The organism is Metabacillus rhizolycopersici, from assembly GCF_020075705.1.
On sequence record NZ_JAIQUM010000005.1, the window covers coordinates 120,672 to 143,857 of the forward strand.

Annotated in this window: 17 protein-coding genes, 1 tRNA gene, 1 pseudogene and 1 other annotated feature; all 19 genes and pseudogenes read right to left on the reverse strand. The window is 36.7% G+C overall.

The window, feature by feature from the left end; translation table 11 throughout:
- Positions 1-170: 170 nt before the first annotated feature.
- Positions 171-1,850, reverse strand: coding sequence for an ATP-dependent protease LonB (gene lonB, locus K9V48_RS04005; protein WP_224137134.1), 1,680 nt, complete (start codon positions 1,848-1,850; stop codon positions 171-173).
- 832 nt (positions 1,851-2,682) lie between these two features.
- On the reverse strand, positions 2,683-3,948 hold the full coding sequence (gene clpX / locus K9V48_RS04010; protein ID WP_224137144.1) for an ATP-dependent protease ATP-binding subunit ClpX: 1,266 nt from the start codon (positions 3,946-3,948) through the stop codon (positions 2,683-2,685).
- Positions 3,949-4,365: 417 nt separating this feature from the next.
- A complete protein-coding gene (gene tig / locus K9V48_RS04015; RefSeq protein ID WP_224137146.1) occupies positions 4,366-5,655 on the reverse strand; it encodes a trigger factor in 1,290 nt (429 codons plus the stop codon).
- Positions 5,656-6,037: 382 nt separating this feature from the next.
- Positions 6,038-7,054 carry a tetratricopeptide repeat protein gene (locus tag K9V48_RS04020; protein WP_224137148.1) on the reverse strand — a complete coding sequence of 339 codons (1,017 nt, stop codon included), beginning with the start codon at positions 7,052-7,054 and terminating at the stop codon, positions 6,038-6,040.
- Between the two features lie 237 nt (positions 7,055-7,291).
- Positions 7,292-7,885 carry a 3-isopropylmalate dehydratase small subunit gene (gene leuD, locus K9V48_RS04025; protein WP_224137150.1) on the reverse strand — a complete coding sequence of 198 codons (594 nt, stop codon included), beginning with the start codon at positions 7,883-7,885 and terminating at the stop codon, positions 7,292-7,294.
- A gap of 13 nt (positions 7,886-7,898) precedes the next feature.
- Positions 7,899-9,326, reverse strand: a complete 1,428-nt coding sequence (leuC, locus tag K9V48_RS04030; protein ID WP_224137173.1) for a 3-isopropylmalate dehydratase large subunit — start codon at positions 9,324-9,326, stop codon at positions 7,899-7,901.
- Positions 9,327-9,493: 167 nt separating this feature from the next.
- Positions 9,494-10,603 (reverse strand): 3-isopropylmalate dehydrogenase, encoded by a 1,110-nt coding sequence (gene leuB, locus K9V48_RS04035; protein ID WP_224137153.1) that lies wholly within the window; start codon positions 10,601-10,603, stop codon positions 9,494-9,496.
- Positions 10,604-10,625: 22 nt separating this feature from the next.
- Positions 10,626-12,176 (reverse strand): 2-isopropylmalate synthase, encoded by a 1,551-nt coding sequence (locus K9V48_RS04040; protein WP_224137155.1) that lies wholly within the window; start codon positions 12,174-12,176, stop codon positions 10,626-10,628.
- Entirely contained in the window at positions 12,163-13,194 is a 1,032-nt protein-coding gene (gene ilvC / locus K9V48_RS04045) for a ketol-acid reductoisomerase (RefSeq protein ID WP_224137157.1), read from the reverse strand. Before ilvC ends, K9V48_RS04040 begins: the two co-directional genes overlap by 14 nt.
- Before the next feature lie 98 nt (positions 13,195-13,292).
- Positions 13,293-13,808 carry an acetolactate synthase small subunit gene (ilvN, locus tag K9V48_RS04050; protein ID WP_224137159.1) on the reverse strand — a complete coding sequence of 172 codons (516 nt, stop codon included), beginning with the start codon at positions 13,806-13,808 and terminating at the stop codon, positions 13,293-13,295.
- A complete protein-coding gene (gene ilvB, locus K9V48_RS04055; RefSeq protein WP_224137160.1) occupies positions 13,805-15,526 on the reverse strand; it encodes an acetolactate synthase large subunit in 1,722 nt (573 codons plus the stop codon). The genes ilvN and ilvB overlap by 4 nt, the downstream gene beginning before the upstream one ends.
- 121 nt (positions 15,527-15,647) lie before the next feature.
- Positions 15,648-15,904, reverse strand: a binding site (T-box leader).
- Between the two features lie 740 nt (positions 15,905-16,644).
- Positions 16,645-16,721: transfer RNA gene (locus tag K9V48_RS04060), tRNA-Arg, on the reverse strand.
- 119 nt (positions 16,722-16,840) lie between these two features.
- Positions 16,841-17,353, reverse strand: coding sequence for a metallophosphoesterase family protein (locus K9V48_RS04065; protein ID WP_224137162.1), 513 nt, complete (start codon positions 17,351-17,353; stop codon positions 16,841-16,843).
- 18 nt (positions 17,354-17,371) lie between these two features.
- Positions 17,372-17,965 (reverse strand): XTP/dITP diphosphatase, encoded by a 594-nt coding sequence (locus K9V48_RS04070; RefSeq protein WP_224137163.1) that lies wholly within the window; start codon positions 17,963-17,965, stop codon positions 17,372-17,374.
- An 11-nt stretch (positions 17,966-17,976) separates the two neighbouring features.
- Positions 17,977-18,729 carry a ribonuclease PH gene (gene rph / locus K9V48_RS04075; RefSeq protein ID WP_224137165.1) on the reverse strand — a complete coding sequence of 251 codons (753 nt, stop codon included), beginning with the start codon at positions 18,727-18,729 and terminating at the stop codon, positions 17,977-17,979.
- Positions 18,730-18,864: 135 nt separating this feature from the next.
- Positions 18,865-19,956, reverse strand: coding sequence for a GerMN domain-containing protein (locus K9V48_RS04080; protein WP_224137166.1), 1,092 nt, complete (start codon positions 19,954-19,956; stop codon positions 18,865-18,867).
- Positions 19,957-20,201: 245 nt separating this feature from the next.
- Entirely contained in the window at positions 20,202-21,023 is an 822-nt protein-coding gene (gene racE / locus K9V48_RS04085) for a glutamate racemase (RefSeq protein ID WP_224137167.1), read from the reverse strand.
- A 664-nt stretch (positions 21,024-21,687) separates the two neighbouring features.
- The gene (gene gerE / locus K9V48_RS04090; RefSeq protein WP_224137168.1) at positions 21,688-21,912 is read right to left on the reverse strand and encodes a spore germination transcription factor GerE; all 225 of its coding nucleotides are present in this window, start codon (positions 21,910-21,912) and stop codon (positions 21,688-21,690) included.
- Between the two features lie 1,017 nt (positions 21,913-22,929).
- A pseudogene (sdhB, locus tag K9V48_RS04095) lies at positions 22,930-23,186 on the reverse strand (succinate dehydrogenase iron-sulfur subunit); the annotation flags it as partial.

Below are 23,186 nucleotides of genomic sequence, written 5' to 3' on the forward strand. Positions count from 1 at the left end.
ATTTATCAAAAAATGATGATTAAAAATGGATCTACCTAAGTGAATGATATTCCTAAGTAGATCTCTTCTTTTCAAAATGATAGGGCAAGGCTTACCTTACTAAATCTTTTGGGGCAATTATCCTCCATCTTTACATAGGTCTTTTTACTGTCTGGTAGCCTTTTATTAGCTTACATAGATTCCAAGTGTGGATATACTTTGGCGTTTTGAGGAAGTATCGGATTTATGTTTTCTGTCGGTGGATTTACAAGTGCCACATCAAATACCTCTTGTAAATTTGTGACAGGAATAATATCGATTCCTTCGATTTCTTTTAAAATTGATTGCATATTTTCCTTAGGGATGATTACCTTTTTAGCTCCAGCCTTTTTAGCAGCTTTAATTTTCGGAATAACACCGCCAATTGGCTTCACATTACCGTGGATGCTGATTTCTCCTGTCATTGCCACTAAATTATCAATAGCAATTCTATGAATCGCAGAAAAAATACCAGTTGCCATTGCAATTCCTGCAGATGGCCCATCTACTGGACCACCGCCTGGGAAATTCACATGAATATCATAATCTCCTGCATTTATCCCCATTGACCGTAAAACGGTAATCACATTTTCAATAGAACCCTTTGCCATACTTTTTCTTCGAATTGATTTTGTACGATCACCGATACTCTCCTCTTCGGCGATACCTGTAATATTAATCGAACCTTTATCTTTTTCTGCAGCAATCACCGTTACCTCTATTTCTAATAGTGCTCCTGTGTTTGGACCATATACGGCTAATCCGTTAACTAATCCCACTTTCGCCATTTTGTTAATCTTCTTCTCATATCTAGGTGTTAATTGACTTGAGTGAATCACCCATTCTATATCCGCAACGGTTATCTCTTTACGCTCCTCTGACATAGCCGTTCCTGTAGCGATTTGCATTAAATTAACAACCTCACGCCCATTGCGGACATATGAAGTTAATAGATTAATCCCCTCATCATTGACATTCATTTCTACCTTTCGAGCCGCCTTCTTCGCAACAATTGCCAACTCTTCCTGCTCAAGATCCCGAAAGAACACTTCTAGGCATCTAGATCGAATAGCAGGTGGAATTTCATTCGGTGTCCTTGTCGTCGCACCTATTAAACGAAAATCAGCCGGTAACCCATTTTTAAAAATATCGTGGATATGTGTTGGTATTTGATTATTTTCTTCGTTATAGTAAGCACTTTCTAAAAACACTTTTCGATCTTCAAGCACTTTCAGCAACTTATTCATTTGAATCGGATGTAACTCACCAATTTCATCTATGAATAATACACCACCATGTGCATTAGATACAGCTCCTTGCTTTGGTTGAGGAATGCCAGCTTGTCCCATTGCCCCTGCACCTTGATAGATTGGATCATGAACAGAACCAATGAGTGGATCAGCTATTCCCCTTTCATCAAACCGAGCTGTAGTAGCATCTAATTCAACAAAAACAGCATTTTCCTTAAAGGGTGATTTCACATTTTTCTTCGCTTCCTCTAAAACAAGTCTGGCAGCCGCTGTTTTCCCAACTCCAGGCGGTCCATAAATAATGACATGCTGTGGATTTGAACCACATAAAGCGGCACGCAAAGAGCGAATTCCATCCTCTTGTCCCACGATATCGTTAAAATTCTTAGGTCTTACCTTTTCTGCTAGAGGTTCTGTTAAACGGATTGCCCTCATTTTTCGGAGCTGTTCCATTTCTTTTTTTGATTCACGGTCAATTGAAACCTTTTGGGTCCTCTGGCTTTTTAATAAATTCCAAAAGTACATCCCGATGATAATTCCAAAAAACAGCTGAATAAATAACGCGATACTTGTCCAACTCATTGTATTCCCTCCTGGCTAAGATGTCTTGATCACCGCTAATTATTGAAAATTGACGGAGCTTTTTACTTATGAGTAAGATGGTACATAGTTGTACTAGTGTAAAATTGATTAATCCGTCTACTTATAATAGAGCTTTCCTATCATTCCCTACTATCTGACTAGAATGTGAGTCTTAAAACCGTACAAAAATTATAAAGCGAGACTTCCATCAGTGGGGGGTCTTTATCCCCACTGATGGTTAGCGAGACTTATCGGGCTTTTACGGGCAGTTATCCCCAACCTTCGCTCTTTGTATCACTTAAGCTTAGGAGGGGGTATTACTGCCCGTTAATGCGGGATAAATACATGGACATGAATTTTATGTATAAAGGGGGTCTGCTCACATAAAGGCAACAACTACTTGCCTAATCGTATTTACATAATATAGGGTTGATTCATTTTGAATGAAGCGGTTAATTATAGCTAGTATCTCCGAGGATAGGTAAGAATAAACATCTTTTCTATAGAGGAAACTTCATGGAGTTTAGTCAAATAAATTCATGACTTAGTGCTTAGCGTGGAATGAAAATACATTTATGACGCCCTCTTCTTCATTGCTTGACACGAATGTAAACACCGATTGCAAGACTCTCCTAGTATTGAAATGAGCAAGCTCCTACGTCATTAATATGAATAGAACCTTTACTTCTTTTTTGTAAAAGATACACAAAAAGGAAGCTGAAATTGTATCAGCTTCCTTTTTGTGCTATCCAGTATTTGTATCCTGATGATGAAGTTATCAGAAAAATGTTAGCTTTCAACATAAAAACTTATAAAAAACTAGGTTCAACTATTAAGCAGATGTTTTCTTATCCTCTTGAATGACAGTTCCATCAATTAAGACGAGTTTTGGCAGTGTATTACCAATAACAGCATCCGCAGTTATAATTGTTTTCGCAATATCATCTCGAGACGGTAAATCAAACATCATATCAAGCATAATACCTTCAATAATTGAACGAAGACCACGGGCACCTGTTTTTCTCTCGATCGCTTTTTTCGCAATCTCCAAGAGGGCTCCATCTTCAAATTCAAGTTCTACACCGTCTAAATCCAGCATTTTTTGATATTGTTTAACAAGAGCATTTTTAGGCTTTGTTAAGATTTCAACTAATGCATCTTCATCAAGAGGCTCTAAGCTTGCAATAACAGGTAAACGACCAATAAATTCTGGTATTAAACCATATCTTAGTAAATCCTCAGGCAATACTTGTGAAAGTAGTGCTTTTTTATCTAATTCTGCATTCTTGTTGTCTGAACCAAAGCCGATAACTTTTTTACCTAGACGACGTTTAATAATTTGTTCAATACCATCAAACGCTCCACCACATATGAATAGGATGTTCGTTGTATCGATTTGGATGAATTCTTGATGTGGATGCTTTCTTCCACCTTGTGGAGGAACACTTGCGACTGTCCCTTCAAGAATTTTAAGTAGCGCCTGCTGAACACCTTCACCAGAAACATCACGTGTAATGGAAGGATTCTCAGATTTACGAGCAACTTTATCAATTTCATCGATATAAATAATACCCTTTTCCGCTTTTTCTACGTCATAGTCAGCTGCTTGAATAAGCTTTAATAAAATGTTTTCTACATCTTCTCCGACATAACCAGCTTCTGTTAAAGATGTTGCATCAGCAATAGCAAAAGGTACATTTAAAATACGTGCTAATGTTTGTGCTAGCAACGTTTTACCGCTTCCAGTTGGACCTATCATCGAAATATTACTCTTTGAAAGCTCAACATCATCGATCTTACTGTTCGAATTTATCCGTTTATAATGATTGTACACAGCAACAGCCAATGATTTCTTAGCTTGATCTTGACCGATGACATACTCATCTAGAATTTCGTTAATTTCTTTTGGCTTTGGAACATCTTTAAATTCAACTTCTTCTTCAGTACCAAGCTCTTCCTCAACAATTTCTGTACAAAGCTCAATACACTCATCACATATGTATACTCCAGGTCCAGCTACAAGTTTACGAACTTGATCTTGGGTTTTACCACAGAACGAACATTTCAATTGTCCTTTTTCGTCGTTAAATTTAAACATTGTTTCACCCCTTGTATCTTTATCTCAATCTAATTGATTTTTCCCCCACCCTAATAAAATATCTATTTTTCTTCACCTTTGCAGGCTCTAGAAGGTAGGTGCTCTTTTTTAAGCTTAAATACTAATTTTAAAACATGTATGTATTGCATTTTACCATAGGTAGCTCAAAGGTAGGTAATAATACCACTCCAATTTGGAAAAAGTTATAGAGTTCACCAAAAAGAAAATGTCGATTATATGTTCACATTTCCTAATTTCTCTATTTATGTGCAGCTCTTTCCATCTTGCTTTGTGCTTCTAGTTACTTCATGTGTATGTATGTTTTGGCTTTCTTATATCATTCCCAAACTAATTTAAATAAAACATGATTGTATAAAACAAGGCACGATTCACTCGCGCCTTGTTCTTTAATTATTATTATGCAACAACTTTGCTATTTTCTACAAGAAAATCAATTGCTTTACGAACTTTTAAATCTTCTTTAAGTCCGTCAGCTGAACCACCTAATGCTTGTTTAATATTTTCAACAGGCATATTGTACATTTCAGCCATTTTTGTTAATTCAGCTTCTACATCTTCATCAGAAACATCGATGTTTTCTGCTTTAACAATTGCTTCAAGAGTTAAATTGTATTTTACGCGTTTTTCAGCATCTTCTTGCATTTGCGCTTTTAATGCTGCTTCATCTTGACCTGAGAATTGGAAGTATAGCTCAAGATTCATACCTTGCATTTGAAGGCGTTGCTCGAATTCTTGCATCATGCGAGAAATTTCATTTTCAATAAGTGCATTAGGAATGTCTACTTCCACACCTTCAGCAGCCTTTTCAACTAATGTGTCACGTAAGTTATTTTCAGCTTCTGACTTTTTAGCTTCTTCAAGACGAGTTCTTGTTTGAGCTTTTAGCTCTTCAAGTGTTTCAACCTCATCGTTAACATCTTTTGCAAATTCATCATCTAAAGCTGGAAGCTCTTTTGATTTAATTTCATGGACTTTCACTTTGAATACTGCTGGCTTACCTGCAAGGTTTTCAGCGTGATATTCTTCAGGGAATGTTACTTCTACATCTTTCTCTGCACCTGTTTCTAAGCCAACAAGTTGTTCTTCAAAACCAGGGATGAAAGAACCAGAACCAATTTCTAGTGAGTAGTTATCAGCCGCTCCACCTTCGAATGCCTCACCATCTACATAACCATCAAAGTCGATGATTACAGTATCACCATTTTCAATTGTACCTTCTTCTTTAACAGCTAATTCTGCATGACGCTCTTGAAGTTGTTTTAATTCATTATCAACTTCTTCATCAGTTACAGTTTCATCTAATTTTTCTACTTCTAGACCTTTATACTCGCCTAATTTTACTTCAGGCTTAACAGTAACTTTTGCTGTAAAGATTAAATTTTTACCTTTTTCGATTTGTTCAACATCGATTTCAGGGCGATCTACTGGGTCAATTCCAGCTTCATCAATAGCATTTGGATATACTGTTGGTAAAATAATATCTAATGCATCTTGATAAAGAGATTCTACACCAAAGCGTTGTTCAAACATTCCACGTGGAATTTTCCCTTTACGGAAACCAGGTACTGAAACCTGTTTAACTACTTTTTTAAATGCTTCATCAAGTGCTTTTGTAAATTCTTCTGCAGAAACTTCAACCGTAAGAACGCCTTCGTTCCCCTCTAATTTTTCCCATTTTACTGACATATGTTATTCCCTCCAAAAATCTATTATGATTGTGCGAATAAGTGATTGGTAAATTGTGGTTGCTTGTCTAAGTTTACACAATCATCCACGATGATATACCTGATTTATGTACGTTAAAAAGAGCCGATTTCAAACCGTGCCCAGATTTCGCATAAAGTAAAACTCCCTTTAATGAGGTTTCTCTTATCCACACTTAATCGTTCGTTTCACCTATCTTGTCCCTATTGTTTACGCATTCCAATTATCATTTCAAATTGAAGGCTTTTGAGACAATAGTTTAAAAAGTAAGACCTATTTTGCCTACAAAAATCTTACATAGGATAATCACTATTTTGCAACCATCTTATTATAACATAGAAAACGTTGCTTTCAACCGATAGCCTCATATTTGCATATAAGAAATTTCTTCTATTTGATATATTTTTTTACATGCTTCATTAAGTAACCGAAGAGAGACCTCATAACTGTCCTGAACCTCTTTAGTGTCTATTGTAATTCCATGCATTTCATATCCTACTAGATGAAGTGCTGCCGCCCATAAGTTTGCATCTGCTGGTTGGGGAAGAAAAGGGAAAAGAACATATAAATGTCTGATCCAAAGCTCTTTAACCGCTTCAAAAAGGGTTGGGTTTTCATTTCCAAGCGTATCATCTAAAACAGTTAAAACCTTTTTTGTAAAGGGTAGTTCAGAAATATCCTCTAACTCTGCTGGTATGATGGTGATCGATTCACCAAATTTATACACCGTTACTTCCTTTTCAACTTCATTCTCAATCATTATATGAAGAATCATTGATTTAACCATTGGATGAGTAGTTGGATTCTCTAATAAAATTTTAAGAGCTGAAAAATGTTTACTTAAATTACGATCTCTTAACGATTGAATATAATCAATCTGTTTTGTCGGATCTTCTAGAATGTCTTCTAAATAGAATGATTGAATAGCTTCATCTCCCATTTCATCATCTTCAATGAAGGTCATATCATTTTGCGTCATTTTCCGACTAAATTCTAATAATTTATAAAAATGCTCTGCACTTTCAGCTGGGAGGTGATTTTCTTCTAATACAGCCTCTATTGTTGCTTGCACCTCGAGGTATTCACGAAGTTGGATTAAGATAGTTAAGTAAATTTGCAAAACGGTAAAGTAATGTCCGATATCTTCGAGAAGCATTTTTTTGCATATTTCTTTTGCTTCTACTAACTCTCCAAGCTCCATTAAGCAAATGGCCATACCTAAATAAATTTCTGCTTTATCTTCATTTAATTTCTTTGCTTCGGAAAACATTTCAAGTGCTTCTTGGTATTTTTTATTTTTTAATAATGCCGTTCCCATATCTAAGTATCGTTCCTTTAAATTAGGAATAGGAATAACATTCGAACGTTTTTTTTCATTCATATTTAGTCAACTCCAGCACCCTATCTTTGTTACCAAGTTTATCAATCCAACTCTTGGAAAACAAGCGGATCTGAATAAAAAATCGGCTAATTTACGGTCACTTTCACAAAAAAAAGCGTAAGCGCCTTGATCAGCCGTGGCTTAGACCCAAGAGGGCTGGACGCTTGCGCTGGATATCGTGCGCTTATCCACAGTACAAGAATTTTATAAATTCCTAAACAAAAAAAAGAGCGCACATTATAAGAATGTCGCTCTTCTTTCTTCAAATTCTGTGATTTGATCGTTGTAATGAAAGGTTAAATCTATTTCGTCTTTCCCGTGTAAAAGCATATCCTTCCAATACGGATCAACTGTAAATGACTCTGATAAGGAAGCATTGTCAGTAATTTTTTGTTCTTCTAGATTAATTGTTAACTCATAGCCATCTGCATTTGATTTTTGACGAATATCATCTAAAACAGACTGTTCTAGGGAAATTGGCAATAAACCATTTTTAAGACAGTTTTGATGAAAAATATCTGCATATGAAGGTGCTAGTATAACTTGAAAGCCATAATCTGATAGGGCCCAAGGTGCGTGCTCTCGAGAAGATCCACATCCAAAATTTTCACCAGCTAGTAAAATAGATGCGCCTCTACTTTTCTCTTGATTTAACTCAAATTCTGGGTTTTCAGAACCATCTGGGAGATATCTCCAGTCAAAAAAGGCGAATCTTCCGTAACCTGATTTTTCGATTCGTTTAAGAAATTGTTTAGGAATAATTTGATCTGTATCAACATTTGATCTATTTAAAACAGCTATTTTCCCTGTGAGTGTCGTAAATGGTTTCATAGTGATCCTCCTATTATGATTGAATTTTCTCCTTCTGAATATGGCGAACATCGACAAATTTTCCGTGAAGGGCTGCTGCTGCTGCCATTGCTGGACTTACTAAATGTGTTCTTGCGCCTTTCCCCTGTCTACCTTCGAAGTTACGGTTAGACGTTGAAGCACAACGCTCGCCCTCTGGAACGACGTCATTATTCATACTTAAACACATGCTACAGCCTGACTCTCTCCATTCAAAACCTGCTTCTTTAAAGATGACGTCTAATCCTTCTTCTTCAGCTACTTTTTTAACAGTTTGCGATCCAGGAACAACAATTGCTCGAACGGTTGGAGCAACCTTTTGTCCTTTAAACCCTTTAATCACTTCTGCCGCTTGTCTTAAATCTGTTAAACGTGAATTTGTACAGGATCCGATAAAGACATGTTCAATTGAAATGTCTTCAATTTTCATGTTTGGTTGTAATCCCATGTAATCGAATGCGCGTTTTGCTTCATCCACTTCTTCCTCATTGTCAAAACCATTTAAATCAGGAGTCTTTTCATCGACACCAACAGCCATTCCAGGGTTCGTACCCCAAGTAACCATCGGAGCAATATCTTCACCTTGTAATGTAATTACTTGGTCATACTCTGCACCTTCATCTGTTTTTAATGATTTCCAATATTCGACCGCTTTGTCAAACTCTTCGCCTTTAGGAGCATATTTTCTACCTTTAATATAAGAGAATGTCGTTTCATCTGGTGCAATTAGTCCTGCTCTTGCTCCGGCTTCAATTGACATATTACAAATCGTCATTCGCTCATCCATTGATAAGCCTTCAATAACCTCGCCAGTGTACTCGATGATAAATCCTGTGCCAAAACGCACTCCGTATTTCCCAATTACAGCTAAAATAACATCTTTTGCTGTTACACCGTTTTGTAGTTTACCAGGAATATGAATGTTTAATGTTTTTGGTGGTTGTCTCCAGATTGTTTGTGTTGCAAGAACGTGTTCAACTTCACTTGTACCAATTCCAAATGCAATGGCACCGAATGCTCCATGTGTTGAAGTATGGCTATCACCACAGACGATTGTCTTACCTGGTAATGTTAATCCTAATTCAGGTCCAATAACATGGACAATCCCTTGATCTTCACTGTCAAGATCCGCTAATCGAACACCAAATTCTTTACAGTTTTTTTCTAATGCACCAATTTGAAGTTTAGCAACCTCGTCATTAATCACAAAGCGATTTACAGTAGGAATATTATGGTCCATCGTCGCAAACGTTCTGTCTGGTCTTCTCACTTTACGATTTTTTTCACGTAATCCCTCAAATGCCTGAGGGGATGTAACTTCATGTATTAAGTGTAAGTCGATATATAAAAGATCAGGCTTCCCCTGTTCTCGTTGAACTACATGCTCTTCATATATCTTTTCAATAATCGTTCTTGGCTTCATCATCGTTTACCCCCTTCTATAGATGGAAAATGAGGGGCCGACAATTGTATGTGTCAGACCCCTCAAACTCAATTTAAATGATTATCATCTTTGAGATAACACTTTATATTGGTCATTAATAGTTAGGACAAATCTCAAAAATAGGTCTGTCCTCTTATTCTTATGATTTATGAATAAGTTTCTATAATATTAATAATATCTTGGTCATCCGCAAGCGCGTTTATAATTTCTTCGCTCATTTGCTTAGTGGAAATACTTTTGCCACCTTCAGCAAGATCAGCAGTACGCTTACCAGAATTCAATACATTTTCAACAGCTTTTTCAATTGCTTTTGCTTCTTCTTCCAGTCCAAACGATTGACGGAGCAATGTCGCTGCTGAAAGAATTGTCGCAATTGGATTGGCAATATTTTGCCCCGCGATATCTGGTGCTGAACCATGAACTGGTTCATATAAATGTAACCCACCAGAAGATAAACTTGCAGATGACAGCATTCCAAGAGAACCCGTGATCATCGATGCTTCATCACTTAAAATATCACCGAACATGTTTTCTGTTGCAATGACATCAAATTGTCTTGGCGAGCGAATTAACTGCATTGCCGCATTATCAACAAGCATATGCTCTAAAGTGACATCAGGATATCTTGCTGCTACCTCTTCTGCCACTTCTCGCCATACGCGACTTGATTCTAATACGTTCGCTTTGTCTACAGATGTGACATGCTTACGACGCTTCTGGGCAATTTCAAATGCAGAAACAAGAATTCGTTCGATTTCATACCGTTTATAAAGCAATGTATCGACTACAGCATCTTCGCCATCACGTACAATCCGTTCACTCGGCTTACCGAAATACAAACCACCTGTTAACTCACGAACAATAACAAAATCTACTCCATCAACATACTCTTTCTTTAAAGGGGAAGAGTCTAATAAACTTTCAAATGTTTTAATTGGACGTAAATTTGCAAATAAATCAAGTTCTTTACGCAATGCTAATAGCCCACGCTCTGGACGAAGTTCAACAGGATTGTGATCCCATTTCGGTCCACCAACAGCACCTAGAATGATTGCGTCAGATTCCTTACAAATAGCAATTGTTTCTTCAGGTAGTGGATTGCCTTTTTGGTCAATCGCGTCTCCACCGATTAGTCCATAATTAAATTGAAATTGATGATTGAATTGTTCACCAATCGCTTTTAATATTTCAACCGTTGCTTCAACGACTTCTTTCCCAATACCATCACCTGGTAATAATGCAATTGATTTTTTCATGTTCTATCCCCCTTTATGTGGTTTAATTTAGTAGACTTGTTTCAAAGGATGTAATAGGTAGTTCGGAAAGTAATAACATACGATTAACTGCATTGATATACGCTTTAGCAGATGCTTCTAACACATCATGCGCCATACCCCTACCACTCGCTTCGTTATCGCCAATTTTAATTTTCACATACACTTGTGCAAGTGCATCGCGCCCACTGCTATTAGATTGGATCCGATAATCAATGAGTTTAATTGACTTTCCAACACAGCGTTCTAACGTATTGTAAATCGCATCAACGCTTCCAGCTCCTGTTGCAGCTTCTTGGATCAACTCATTATCTGGATTCAATAACGAGATAGTTGCTGTAGGAACTTGGGTTGTGCCATATTGAACTTGTAATGCTTTTAATTCGTAAGCTGTTTCTTTACTCGCTACCTTTTCCTCAATAAGCAAGGCTTTTAAATCATCATCAGAGATTTCTTTTTTCTTTTCTGTTAATTCTTTAAATGCTGCGAATAGTTTATTAACCTCTTCATCAGAGATTTCATATCCTAACTCTTGCAATCTAGATTTAAATGCATGACGTCCAGAGTGTTTCCCAAGTACCATTGAATTAGTTGAAACACCTACAAGCTCAGGAGAAATAATTTCATATGTTGTTTTTTCTTTCAACACACCGTCCTGATGGATGCCTGACTCGTGAGCAAAAGCATTCTTACCGACAACAGCTTTATTTCCAGGTACAACCATCCCAGTAAGACTGCTAATAAGATCACTAGAACGTTTTGTTTCTTTTAAATACAAGCCAGTTTTCGCTTTATAGTAATCGCTTCGGATATGAAGAGCAACTGCAACTTCCTCTAATGCAGCATTTCCAGCTCTCTCTCCAATTCCGTTAATTGTACCTTCAATTTGACCTGCACCATGTTCAATTGCAGAAAGGGAGTTCGCAACTGCCATGCCTAAATCATCATGGCAGTGTGCTGATAAAATAATGTTATCGATCCCTTTTACGTTTTCTCGTAAATAACTGAAAATCTCACCATATTCCTTTGGCGTAATATAACCAACCGTATCAGGAATGTTAATGACCTGTGCCCCTGCTTCAATCACCTTTTCAACGATTTCAGCTAGGAACGGTAATTCAGTACGACAAGCGTCTTCTGCAGACCATTGAATAATCGGGAAAAACCCGGCAGCATATTTAACGGCATCAACGGCTGTTTGAATCACCTGTTCTTTCGTCTTTTTTAGCTTATATTCTCTATGAATTGGAGAAGTTGCTAAAAACACGTGTAACCTAGGCTCTGCTCCATATTTCAACGCTTCCCATGCTGCATCAATATCGCTTTTCAACGTTCGTGCAAGCCCTGTAACAGAGCTATTTTTAACTGTCTTTGCGATTTCTTGAACTGCTAATAAATCACCATTTGATGAAGCAGGAAAACCTGCTTCAATAACGTCCATTCCGAGTCTTTCTAGTTGTTTTGCAATCTCTAGCTTTTCTTTCACATTCAAATTTACACCTGGAGATTGTTCACCGTCACGGAGCGTTGTATCAAATAGGTTAATTTTTCGCACTCACACTCACCGCTTCTTTCTGAATTTGTTTAGATTTTACAAACGGCATCATTGCACGTAGTTTTTTACCAACTACTTCAATTTGGTGCTCACTTTCATTGCTGTTGATTGCATTGAATTGTGGACGGTTAGCTTGGTTTTCTAAGATCCATTCTTTTGCAAATTTACCTGTTTGAATATCTTTAAGTACTTCTTTCATTGCTTCTTTAGAGCGACCATCTACAACACGTGGACCTGAAACGAAGTCTCCCCATTGTGCAGTATCAGAGATAGAATATCTCATTCCAGCCATACCATCTTCATACATTAAGTCAACGATTAATTTTAATTCATGTAAACATTCGAAGTAAGCAACCTCTGGTTGGTATCCAGCTTCTACCAATGTTTCAAATCCAGCTTTTACTAATGATGTCATACCACCACAAAGTACTGCTTGCTCTCCGAATAAGTCTGTTTCTGTTTCTTCTTTGAATGTTGTTTCTAAAACTCCTGCACGTGCTGAGCCAACACCTTTTGCATATGCAAGTGCTTTTTCTTGTGCATTACCAGATACATCTTGATAAACTGCGAATAATGCAGGTACTCCAGCACCTTCTGCATATGTTCTTCTTACTAAATGTCCAGGTCCTTTAGGAGCAACTAAGAATACATCAACATCTGCAGGTGGAACGATTTGGCTGAAGTGTACGTTAAATCCGTGAGCAAATACTAATGAATTCCCTGCTACTAAACCTGGTTTAATTTCTTCTTCATATACTTTTGCTTGTTGCTCATCTGGTAATAATACCATTACTAAATCACCAAGTTTTGCTGCCTCAGCAACAGAAACTACTTGATGACCATCTTCTACTGCTTTATCGAATGAACGGCCTTGACGAACACCAACAACAACGTCTACTCCGCTTTCTTTTAAGTTTAATGCATGTGCATGACCCTGTGAACCATATCCAATAATTGCTACCTTTTTACCTTGTAATACTGCTTCGTTTACGTCACCGTTATAATATACTTTTGTCATAATTAATCTCTCCCTCAAATTATTAGTAAGAATAAAGTTGAATTTATTGCTATTTATATAAACCTTGATCTGTCATACAGATAAGATTCCTAACATTGTTATACAATTGAAATAGGTGTTTCCTTTGAGCTTCTTTGTGTCCCACGAGTAAATGCCGTTGTTCCTGTACGAGCGATTTCTTTTAGACCATAAGGCTTTAATAAATCAATTAAAACCTCAATTTTCTCTGATTCACCTGTTACTTGAACGACAACACTTTCACGACTTACATCAATGACAGTCGCACGGAAAGGTTGAATGAGCCCTTGGATCTCCATTCTAGTAGCTGGAGTCGACATAACTTTTATTAAAGCAAGCTCTCTTGACACAATTGATTGTGCCGTAATATCTGTAACCTTTAACACATCTATTTGCTTATTCAATTGCTTTGTAATTTGCTCTACTTCATTTTCCTGTTGCACATTTACAATAAGTGTCATCCGTGAAACACCTTCTGTTTCAGTTTGACCTACTGTAATACTTTCAATATTAAAGTCTCTTTTTGAAAAGAGGCCTGTAATTCTGTTTAATACACCAGCTTGGTTAAGAACAGTTAATGAGATAATTCTTTTCACAGCTTCACACCTACCATTTCATGCAAACCTTTTCCAGTAGCTACCATCGGATAAACATTTTCATCCTTACTTACATGAATATCTAATAAGACTGGTTCATTTGAAGTAATAGCCTCTTTTAATTTTTCTTCCCAACCCTTACTATTTTCAATTCGAATTCCTTTAATACCATACGCTTCCGATAATTTTACAAAATCAGGCTGCGAGACAAATTTCGAATGAGAATATCGTTCTTCATAAAATAATTCCTGCCACTGTCTTACCATACCTAGAGCACCATTATTAATGATGACAACTTTTATCGGTAAGTTTAATTCATGAATAACAGATAGCTCTTGGAGATTCATCTGGAATCCTCCATCACCTAAAACAGCAACGACTGTTGATTCTCTGTCTGCGATTGATGCGCCTATTGCTGCAGGTAAACCAAAGCCCATTGTCCCTAGTCCACCTGATGTCACCCAACGATTTGGTTTTCTTAAATTATAATATTGCGCTGCCCACATTTGGTGTTGTCCGACATCAGTAGCAACAATTGCTTCACCATTTGTCCATTCGTGGATTAGCTCTAAAATATGTTGCGGCTTTAGCTCTGTATCACTCTTTTGATAAACTAATGGAAATTCTTGCTTATTTTTAGCAAGTAGTTCATTCCATTCTTTATTATCTCCTTGTTTACCATTTTGTTTTAAGAGTTGCTCCAACACATTTTTGGCGTCACCTACAATTGGAATTTGAGTTGGTACATTTTTCCCAATTTCAGCAGGGTCAATATCAATATGAGCAACGACAGCCTTTTTCGCAAAATGCTCTAGGTTGCCAGTAACACGGTCATCAAATCTGGCTCCAACACTAATTAGTAGATCACAGTCATACAATGCTGTGTTTGCTGTATACGTACCATGCATACCAGCCATACCTAAAAATAGCGGATGATCTGATGGGAACCCTCCTAAACCAAGAAGTGTATTCACCACTGGGATTTGCTGTTGTTCCACAAATTTTATTAATTCTTCTGATGCTTTCGCATGTAAAACGCCTGCACCAGCTAAAATAACGGGCTTTTTTGCACTACTCACTGCTTCAACCAATTTACGTACTTGTAAATAATTAGGTTCACTTGTAGGTTGATAACCCGGTAAACTAACTGGCTGATCATAAGTGAATTCTCCCTCGACGATTGCAATGTCCTTAGGGATATCAATTAAGACAGGACCTGGTCTACCTGTTGTTGCAATGTGAAATGCTTCTTTTATGATTCTTGGCAGATCACTCACTTTACGAACTTGGTAGTTATGCTTCGTAATTGGCGTCGTTACTCCGATGATATCAGCTTCCTGGAACGCATCGGATCCGATAACTGAAGTAGCAACCTGCCCTGTAAAGACAACTAATGGCAGGGAGTCAATCATTGCATCTGCTAAACCAGTTATTAAGTTAGTCGCACCTGGTCCAGATGTTGCGAGGACAACACCGGGCTTACCAGAGACACGGGCATATCCCTCTGCCGCGTGAATACCACCTTGTTCATGTCGAGGCAATACGTGGAACAAACCTGAATCATAAAGACTATTGTAAATAGGTAACACTGCACCACCAGGATATCCGAAAATGACTTCTACATTTTCCTGTTTAAGTGCTTCAATGAACATCAATGCCCCCGACATTGTGTTCGTACATTTAGCAGTCGAGCTATTCAACTCTACATTTGTACTCATTTCCATTCCTCCCTTTCCAAGCTTCTTAGGCCTTCCTTTTATTTTTCAAATATTCCGACTAAAAAATGCATATAAAAAAAACCTTCTCGCCCCTCATAAGACTCCACAAACAATTGTGTGTCAAAGGGGCAAAAAGGTTAATAAACTTTTTCGCGGTACCACCCTTCTTCATGGTTAAAACACATTAACCACCTTACGAACAGATTCACTGTTCACTTTGATAACGAGTACCGAAGAATGGGACTCGGCTAACCTTACTTAAGTTCAGATTAACACTCAGAGGTGAGTTCATCATTTGGTTGCATCACCGGCTTCCAGCTACCCCGGTTCTCTGTAGATGCTTTTCCAAAGACTACTTATCCTCTTCAACATTTTATATTATGCAAATTTTCAGCCAATTTAAAGAGTTATTCTTTCAAATGTACATATATATCTAGGAGTTAGATTATCCTCCTAGTGTTATTTCTATACGCAATATCAACAAAACTATTTTCATCATGGATAAACCACAATTCTAATTTGCTATTTAAAATAGTTTACTAATTAATTGAACATTTTCAATGAATAGAGTAGTTGAAATTTTGTATAATTTTCTACATTTCTTTAAATGTTCAATTAACTTTTATTTGAACTTATATTACGCTCTATAAATGCAAGTGTCAACAGTGTTTTATGAATTATTTGATAATTGGGACTTATCGAATATACATGTATCCGCTTTCATTATTGATATCATTGAAATTTCTATTTTAAAATTTTTTAGGAGAAAAATAAAATCCGCAATCGATATGGGTGTTCTGCATAAATAAAACGTCAAACTTTGTAAACTTTTGACGATTTATAGTTTACAAAATTATAAGAATTTTAATAGTGGATATACTCCTTATCGTAAAAAAATGTAATTGCTCTCTTCACCTCACTATCATACACACTCAATCTTGCTGATGGTACTAATTTGTTAGAAAATCTATCCTATTTTCTCGCATTATATAGAGGTTAATTTCCCCAATGCACTTTTGAATTCCAGTCACATCACCTATCCACACGTGAAGAGATCAATTATTTCACACAAAAAAACCTCCCACTGTTAAATGGAAGGTTTGTTATGTACAATTAGATGGCGTCCCAGGAGAGATTCGAACTCCCGACCGTACGCTTAGAAGGCGTATGCTCTATCCAGCTGAGCTACTGGGACATTATTTGTATCGTTTGGTGTTTTCAACCAACGACAATTATTATTTTATTCTCATCTATAATAAAAGTCAACATTTTTTATTATTTTTATAGAAGAGAGGAAGATCTTCCTCTCTTCTATTATTCAAGTATAAATTGCTGCGAAAGTTCCTCAATTATTTGTCCATTAACGTCAAAAAACGTTACTTTTGCTATTCTTTCTTTTAAATCTAGTATAGCATATGTTTTCTGTTTTCTCAGTATTGGAAGTCTGATGCTTCCTGGATTGATAAATAAAATACCATCAATCATTTCAGCGCCCGCAATGTGTGAATGCCCAAAGCAAACTATATTAGCATTTACTTCTAAAGCTCGGTATTTTAAATTCATGAGTGATGCTTTTACATTAAATAAATGCCCATGAGTCATGTACAATGTTTTCCCATTCAGATCCTCAATGAGTTCATTAGGCAACTCTGAATCTAAATCACAATTTCCTTTCACACCTTTAAATAACCTTAATCCCGAGTGCTCTTTTGATAATTCCGAATCTCCACAATGAAACATTAGTTTCGTTTCATCCAGATGTCTATTTGTAATCTCATCTATTTCAGTAGTTAATCCATGACTATCACTCATTATTAATACTTTCATGATATTCAACGCCCCATTTTAAGATTGATCAATTATGTCGATTAATTTTTCTAATGCTTCTGCACGATGACTAATTCGGTTTTTTTCCTCTTTTGACAAGGTAGCCATTGTTTTGTTTAGATTTTTAACGATAAAAATTGGGTCATAGCCAAAACCATTCTCCCCCTGTTGCTTCATCGCAATATACCCTTCACACGTTCCTTCAACGGTTTTTGTTTTTCCTCCTGGAATAGATAGGGCTAAAGCACAAATAAATCGTGCTGAACGAGATTCTAGTTCATCAACTCCAGTTAAATCTTCAAGCACCTTATTTATATTTGCTTGGTCATCTTTTGCAAGACCTGCATAACGTGCAGAAAAAATGCCTGGCTTACCATCAAGATAGTCGATTGCTAAACCAGAATCATCTGCAATCGTCATTCGTTGATAATGCGTTGAAATTGCTTCGGCTTTTAAGATTGCATTTTCCTCGAAGGTAGTCCCTGTTTCTTCTACATCAATTGAATCTGGGTAATCCAAAAGTGATTGAACAAGATAGCCTAAAGGAGCTAATAATGCTTCGAATTCCTTAACTTTTCCTTTATTTTTTGTTGCAATAATGATTTCCTTCATGTTGAACCAACCTACCTTTTAATATTTTCCTCCACCAATTGCGTTAAGTCTCCAAGTGTTTCTTTTTGGAGTTTGATGAGTGATTGAACTCCAATCTCAGCTAAATCAAGCATACTGTTCAATTGTTTTCTTGAGAATGTTGCTTCTTCACCAGTACCTTGTACTTCAACAAAATTGCCTTGTGATGTCATGATGACATTCATATCAACTTGTGCACTGGAATCTTCTAGATAATTCAAATCTAAAATTTCCCCGTGTTCCTTATCAATACCAACTGAGACAGCGGCAAGAAAGTCTGTAATTGGCAATACTTTAAGCTTACCTTCATTTACTAATTTCCCAAGTGCAATTGTCATCGCTACAAACGCACCTGTAATGGATGCTGTTCTCGTTCCACCATCGGCTTGTATGACATCACAATCAATCCAAATTGTTCTTTCACCTAATTCTTTTAGATTCACTACTGCACGTAATGCTCTACCGATCAATCGCTGGATTTCCATTGTGCGACCTGTGATTTTCCCTTTTGATGATTCTCTGACTGTCCGCTGCTCTGTTGCCCTTGGTAGCATTGAATACTCTGCTGTAATCCAGCCCTTTCCAGATCCCCGCATAAAATGAGGTACCCTTTCTTCAATACTTGCACTACAAATGACCTTTGTTCCACCTACATTGATCAATACTGAACCCTCTGGATGGATGACAAAGTCTCTGACTATATCTACTTTCCTTAACTGATCAACTTCACGACCATCATGTCTCATGCTTTATTTCCCTCCAATGAAAGATCGAATACTACTTTTGTTCTTTCGATAGTTATGTATGTACGATAAAGAAGAGGTAGCTATCTTTTAGCATACCTCTCTCTATTCTTTATCTAGTATATCAAAAACTGATTACTAAAAACTACCTGTGTTAACTTTTGAAGGCCTTGTTACTGGCTCAGTTAGCTTTTCGCCATTTTCATTAATTAAATCCGCTTTACCATTTACAGTTATCGCTACACTATCAATTCCTTGCTGCTCAGTTAATGTTAAAACAAGTGATTGGAGAACCGAAGATGATATAATTTTTTGCTTTTCATCAAAGCTTCCATAAATCGCATCGTTAAAATCTAATGTAACCTTTCCATCTTCATACTTAGGTGCGCTTAACAGTTTAACTCCATCTTGAAAATCATTTAATAGACCTGAAGATAGTGCAGGACCTTTAACAAGTTCTTCTACTGCAGAAACAATCGGATCTGTTTCCTTATTGTCTATACGCTTTGTAACAGGTACAAAATACTGTTGCTCGTCTGCTTCCGCCATATAATATACTGTTAGAGGTTGTGTATTAGTAATATCAACTACCTCACTTGAGTCATGGTTAATTCCATCCATTCTACTAGCACCATCTGGAATTGGTGTACTATTTACAGGCATTTCCGTTTGTTCATGTCCGTTCACCCAAATCTTCACAGTTTCAACCGAATCAAACTGAGTTAATGTCCATGTAATAGCTTGGAGGATCTTTGCCTCATCTTCCTTTTTATAGTTGTTGAATTCCTTTGAGAAGTCTGCAATTGCAGTTCCATCTTTAATATTTACCCCTAACACTTGAGTATCTTGAGGAAGTACTGCCCTAAAACCATTAGGTAGCATATTAGAAACTGGGCCACCTTCTACTAAATACTCTAATGATTGCTTAGCAATACTGTCTGTTTCTGGTAGATTCATTGTATATGGGACAACAAATCCACTTTTATCGATTAAAAATAATTGACTTGCCGTTGTTTTTTCTGCTTCTTCACCGGTAATATCTTTACTCGAGCTCTCTGCACCTGATTTACCCTCTGTGTCCAACGATTTCCCATCCTCAGTTAATGCCTCATCCTGAGGTGGATCAATTTCTTTTGTAGCTTGGTCTGTATTGAATAAACCACAACCAGAGAGTAGCATCATAGATGAAGCAATAACAGTAATTGCAATCTGTTTGTTGTATTTAAACATTAAAATCCCCCCAAAGGTAGTTTGTACTACTATGTATACGGGCTAGTCTTTGTTTTAGACCGCTTTTTTGTACAAACTTTTTGGAACATGGAAGCCTATCGTTTTACCCTAAGTAGCATAAAATGCCTCATATTAGAAGGTATTTTTTGCCTTCGATCATCGTTTGGAAAATGGACTCGGGGGTCGCACTTGACACCAAAATTAAAACACGATGTCCATGTACATCGTGTTTTAAACAATTTCTATTAAAATTTTAAGTTTTCAACATTATCCAATGAAATTGAGCGCACATTTTCAATTGGATGCTCAAACCATTTAGATGCAATTTTTTTAAATAATTGTTCTGAACCAGTCGTTAAGAACAGATGGTTCTTTTCCCCAGAAGCCTGGTTTAACGTTTTTTTATAGGATAGGATTGTACTTACCTCTCTTGCCGTTTCATCACCAGAGCAAATAATTTTTACTGCTTGTCCCATAAACTCTTCGATTTGCGGTTGAAGAATTGGATAATGTGTACATCCAAGAATTAATGTATCAATGTTTCGATTCTTAATAGGAGATAGCGATTCTTCAACAATCGCTTTTGCTACCTCACCTTCGAATTCACCACTTTCAACGATTGGTACAAAATTCGGACAAGCTAAACTCTCAACGGTTAGACTATTATTTAGCGTTTTTAGCGCTTTATCATAAGCAGCGCTTTTAATCGTATTGACTGTTCCAATAACACCGATATGATCGTTTTTCGATACTTTAACAGCTGTTCTTGCTCCTGGAAAGATAACCCCAATAACTGGTATTTTAATGTTTTCTTGGATTTCCTGTAGGGCTATAGCTGTTGCAGTATTACATGCAATGACTAGCATTTTTATATGATGATTGTCTAATAAGTAATTCGTCATCTCCCAAGTGAAACGACGTACCTCATCGGCAGGTCTAGGCCCGTATGGACATCTTGCTGTATCGCCTAAGTAGATAATTTCTTCTTTTGGTAATTGTCTCATGATTTCTTTTGCGACTGTTAAACCGCCGACGCCAGAATCAATGACACCGATTGGACTTTTCAAATAATTCGCCTCATTCTTTTCTCAATTCATAAAGCAGCTTAATTAACGACTGTTTCAATGTGTATTATTCCATCTTATCTTGATAAACGAGCATATTCATTAAGTATTTGTTGGCGTTTAAAAATGACTTTCACAATGAAGCACTCGCTTCCTGTTCATAAAAGGATTCGCACAACTCATCAATCTTTTGGGTTTATTAAACTACTAGCTAATTGTTTATTTTCCAGCCAATTGATGAAATCAGTTGAAGGGCTACATGCAAAATCATACAGTTAATTTGAACGTTCATCATTTGTTAATTCGTATTCTCAAAAGATCTTTATAAAAAACAAAGTGAGTGGATACTAATCACTGAGTATTTCCCGACCATTTTGCTTCTTACAACTTGAAAGCTGATGTAGTTCTTTTTCTAAATCAGCTATGAAATGTTCGATATCATTTGCATGATGAATCATGACATTGAAATCTTCACTAATTTAGCATTGTTACAACATTTCTTACTAAGTCATATGATCATATTATTTTCCATGTTTTTTTCAAAAATTGCAAGTAGCATATTTTCATATATTCACTAGTTTTTTCATCTAAGGGCCGTTCCATTACATATAATTGAAAAAGAATAATAATAACCGGCTCCCTTACTAAAAAGGTTAGCCGGTAGTGGTTAGAGCTCTAATTCACCCATTCGAAGGAGCTCAACAACCGCTTGAGAACGTCCCTTAACACCAAGCTTTTGCATCGCATTCGAGATATGGTTTCGAACCGTTTTTTCGCTTATGAAGAGCTCGCTAGCAATCTCCTTTGTTGTCTTATCTTGAACTAACAATTCGAATACTTCTCTCTCTCTTTTCGTGAGTAATGGCTTTGTTTGAAACTCTTTCTCTTTCAAGTATTGTAACCCTCCTTGCTAAGGTGAGAGCTGGTCTATCGGATGCGTATATATTTAGTCAACATATCCTATGTGTACCTAAGGGCTACTGTGACAGAAAGATGAAAGAAAATATAGTAAACTACGTCTATTTTACTTTTGGGACAATGCCGTACTTTTAAATCATGTAACTTTTTTGACTGCATTTATCACATTTAATAAAACGCCCAATGACGAAAGTCTCGCTTTATGCTTGAGCAGTCGTTCCTCAATCTGCAAAAAGCACCCTTGGTACACCAAGTGAATCATGGAAATTACTGAAGTTGTTCTAATTCGATTTTCTTTCACAATCGATGTGATTTCATGTTCAAAACTCACTTGATTTTAGCTTACGAATTAGGAAGGGAGATTTAGCGATTAGTTTTCGAGAACAAAAGCGCAAGCGCCTTGATCAGCCTAAGGCAAGCATAAGACGATCAGGAATAGAAGGTGTTTTTTACCTTCTATTCCTGATTGGCTTAGACCCAAGAGGGGTCGGACGCTTGCGCTGGATGTCATGCACTTATCCACAGTACAAGAATTTTATAGTACGCTAAAATATAAAAAATGAGATCCCACCTGCTTCAAAGTATGTAAATGAATCCATTTTGTTCACATGGCCATGTAATTCTGTGTTATAAAATCTAATTTTTTGAAAGAGAGAATGAAAATTTTTTTATAATGTCAATGCAGCAATCACTTTCTTAAATTTTTTTAAACAATTCATCTTTTTTAGGCTATTTTCTAAATGATTGTTGTTTTTTGATGGGGTAGAAGCCCGAATCAAGGAAAAAGAGCAAAAGCGGGCAACTTTATTGGAGTTACTTACCCAATTCCTGAAATATGGAGACGAACCGGTCACTGTTGGTCGTACTCTAAATGACAATAGCAACAAAGTTTGCGAAAACAGCCTTTTTTTAACAAAAATGCGTATTTTCATCCTCACAAAAAAAAGACCGACTTTATTTTAAAGTCAGTCTTTTTTCTCATGGAACAATCTTAGCCTTGGTCACTACCGAAGAAGCTACGGAAAGATTGAATTGTTGTATCACGGTTTAATGCTGCAATAGATGTTGTTAAAGGAATACCTTTTGGACACGATTGCACGCAGTTTTGCGAGTTTCCACAATTAGCTAAGCCACCATCGCCCATAATTGTTTCAAGTCGCTCAGATTTATTCATCTCGCCCGTTGGATGTGCATTAAATAGACGTACTTGTGATAATGGGGCAGGTCCAATGAAATTAGATTTACTAT

What these genes read in the sequence shown, in the direction of transcription:
- lonB (WP_224137134.1), bottom strand. Translation starts at nt 1,850, where the DNA reads ATGAGTTGGACAAGTATCGCGTTATTTATTCAGCTGTTTTTTGGAATT.
- clpX (WP_224137144.1), bottom strand. Translation starts at nt 3,948, where the DNA reads ATGTTTAAATTTAACGACGAAAAAGGACAATTGAAATGTTCGTTCTGT.
- tig (WP_224137146.1), bottom strand. Translation starts at nt 5,655, where the DNA reads ATGTCAGTAAAATGGGAAAAATTAGAGGGGAACGAAGGCGTTCTTACG.
- K9V48_RS04020 (WP_224137148.1), bottom strand. Translation starts at nt 7,054, where the DNA reads ATGAATGAAAAAAAACGTTCGAATGTTATTCCTATTCCTAATTTAAAG.
- leuD (WP_224137150.1), bottom strand. Translation starts at nt 7,885, where the DNA reads ATGAAACCATTTACGACACTCACAGGGAAAATAGCTGTTTTAAATAGA.
- leuC (WP_224137173.1), bottom strand. Translation starts at nt 9,326, where the DNA reads ATGAAGCCAAGAACGATTATTGAAAAGATATATGAAGAGCATGTAGTT.
- leuB (WP_224137153.1), bottom strand. Translation starts at nt 10,603, where the DNA reads ATGAAAAAATCAATTGCATTATTACCAGGTGATGGTATTGGGAAAGAA.
- ilvC (WP_224137157.1), bottom strand. Translation starts at nt 13,194, where the DNA reads ATGACAAAAGTATATTATAACGGTGACGTAAACGAAGCAGTATTACAA.
- ilvB (WP_224137160.1), bottom strand. Translation starts at nt 15,526, where the DNA reads ATGAGTACAAATGTAGAGTTGAATAGCTCGACTGCTAAATGTACGAAC.
- K9V48_RS04065 (WP_224137162.1), bottom strand. Translation starts at nt 17,353, where the DNA reads ATGAAAGTATTAATAATGAGTGATAGTCATGGATTAACTACTGAAATA.
- K9V48_RS04070 (WP_224137163.1), bottom strand. Translation starts at nt 17,965, where the DNA reads ATGAAGGAAATCATTATTGCAACAAAAAATAAAGGAAAAGTTAAGGAA.
- rph (WP_224137165.1), bottom strand. Translation starts at nt 18,729, where the DNA reads ATGAGACATGATGGTCGTGAAGTTGATCAGTTAAGGAAAGTAGATATA.
- K9V48_RS04080 (WP_224137166.1), bottom strand. Translation starts at nt 19,956, where the DNA reads ATGTTTAAATACAACAAACAGATTGCAATTACTGTTATTGCTTCATCT.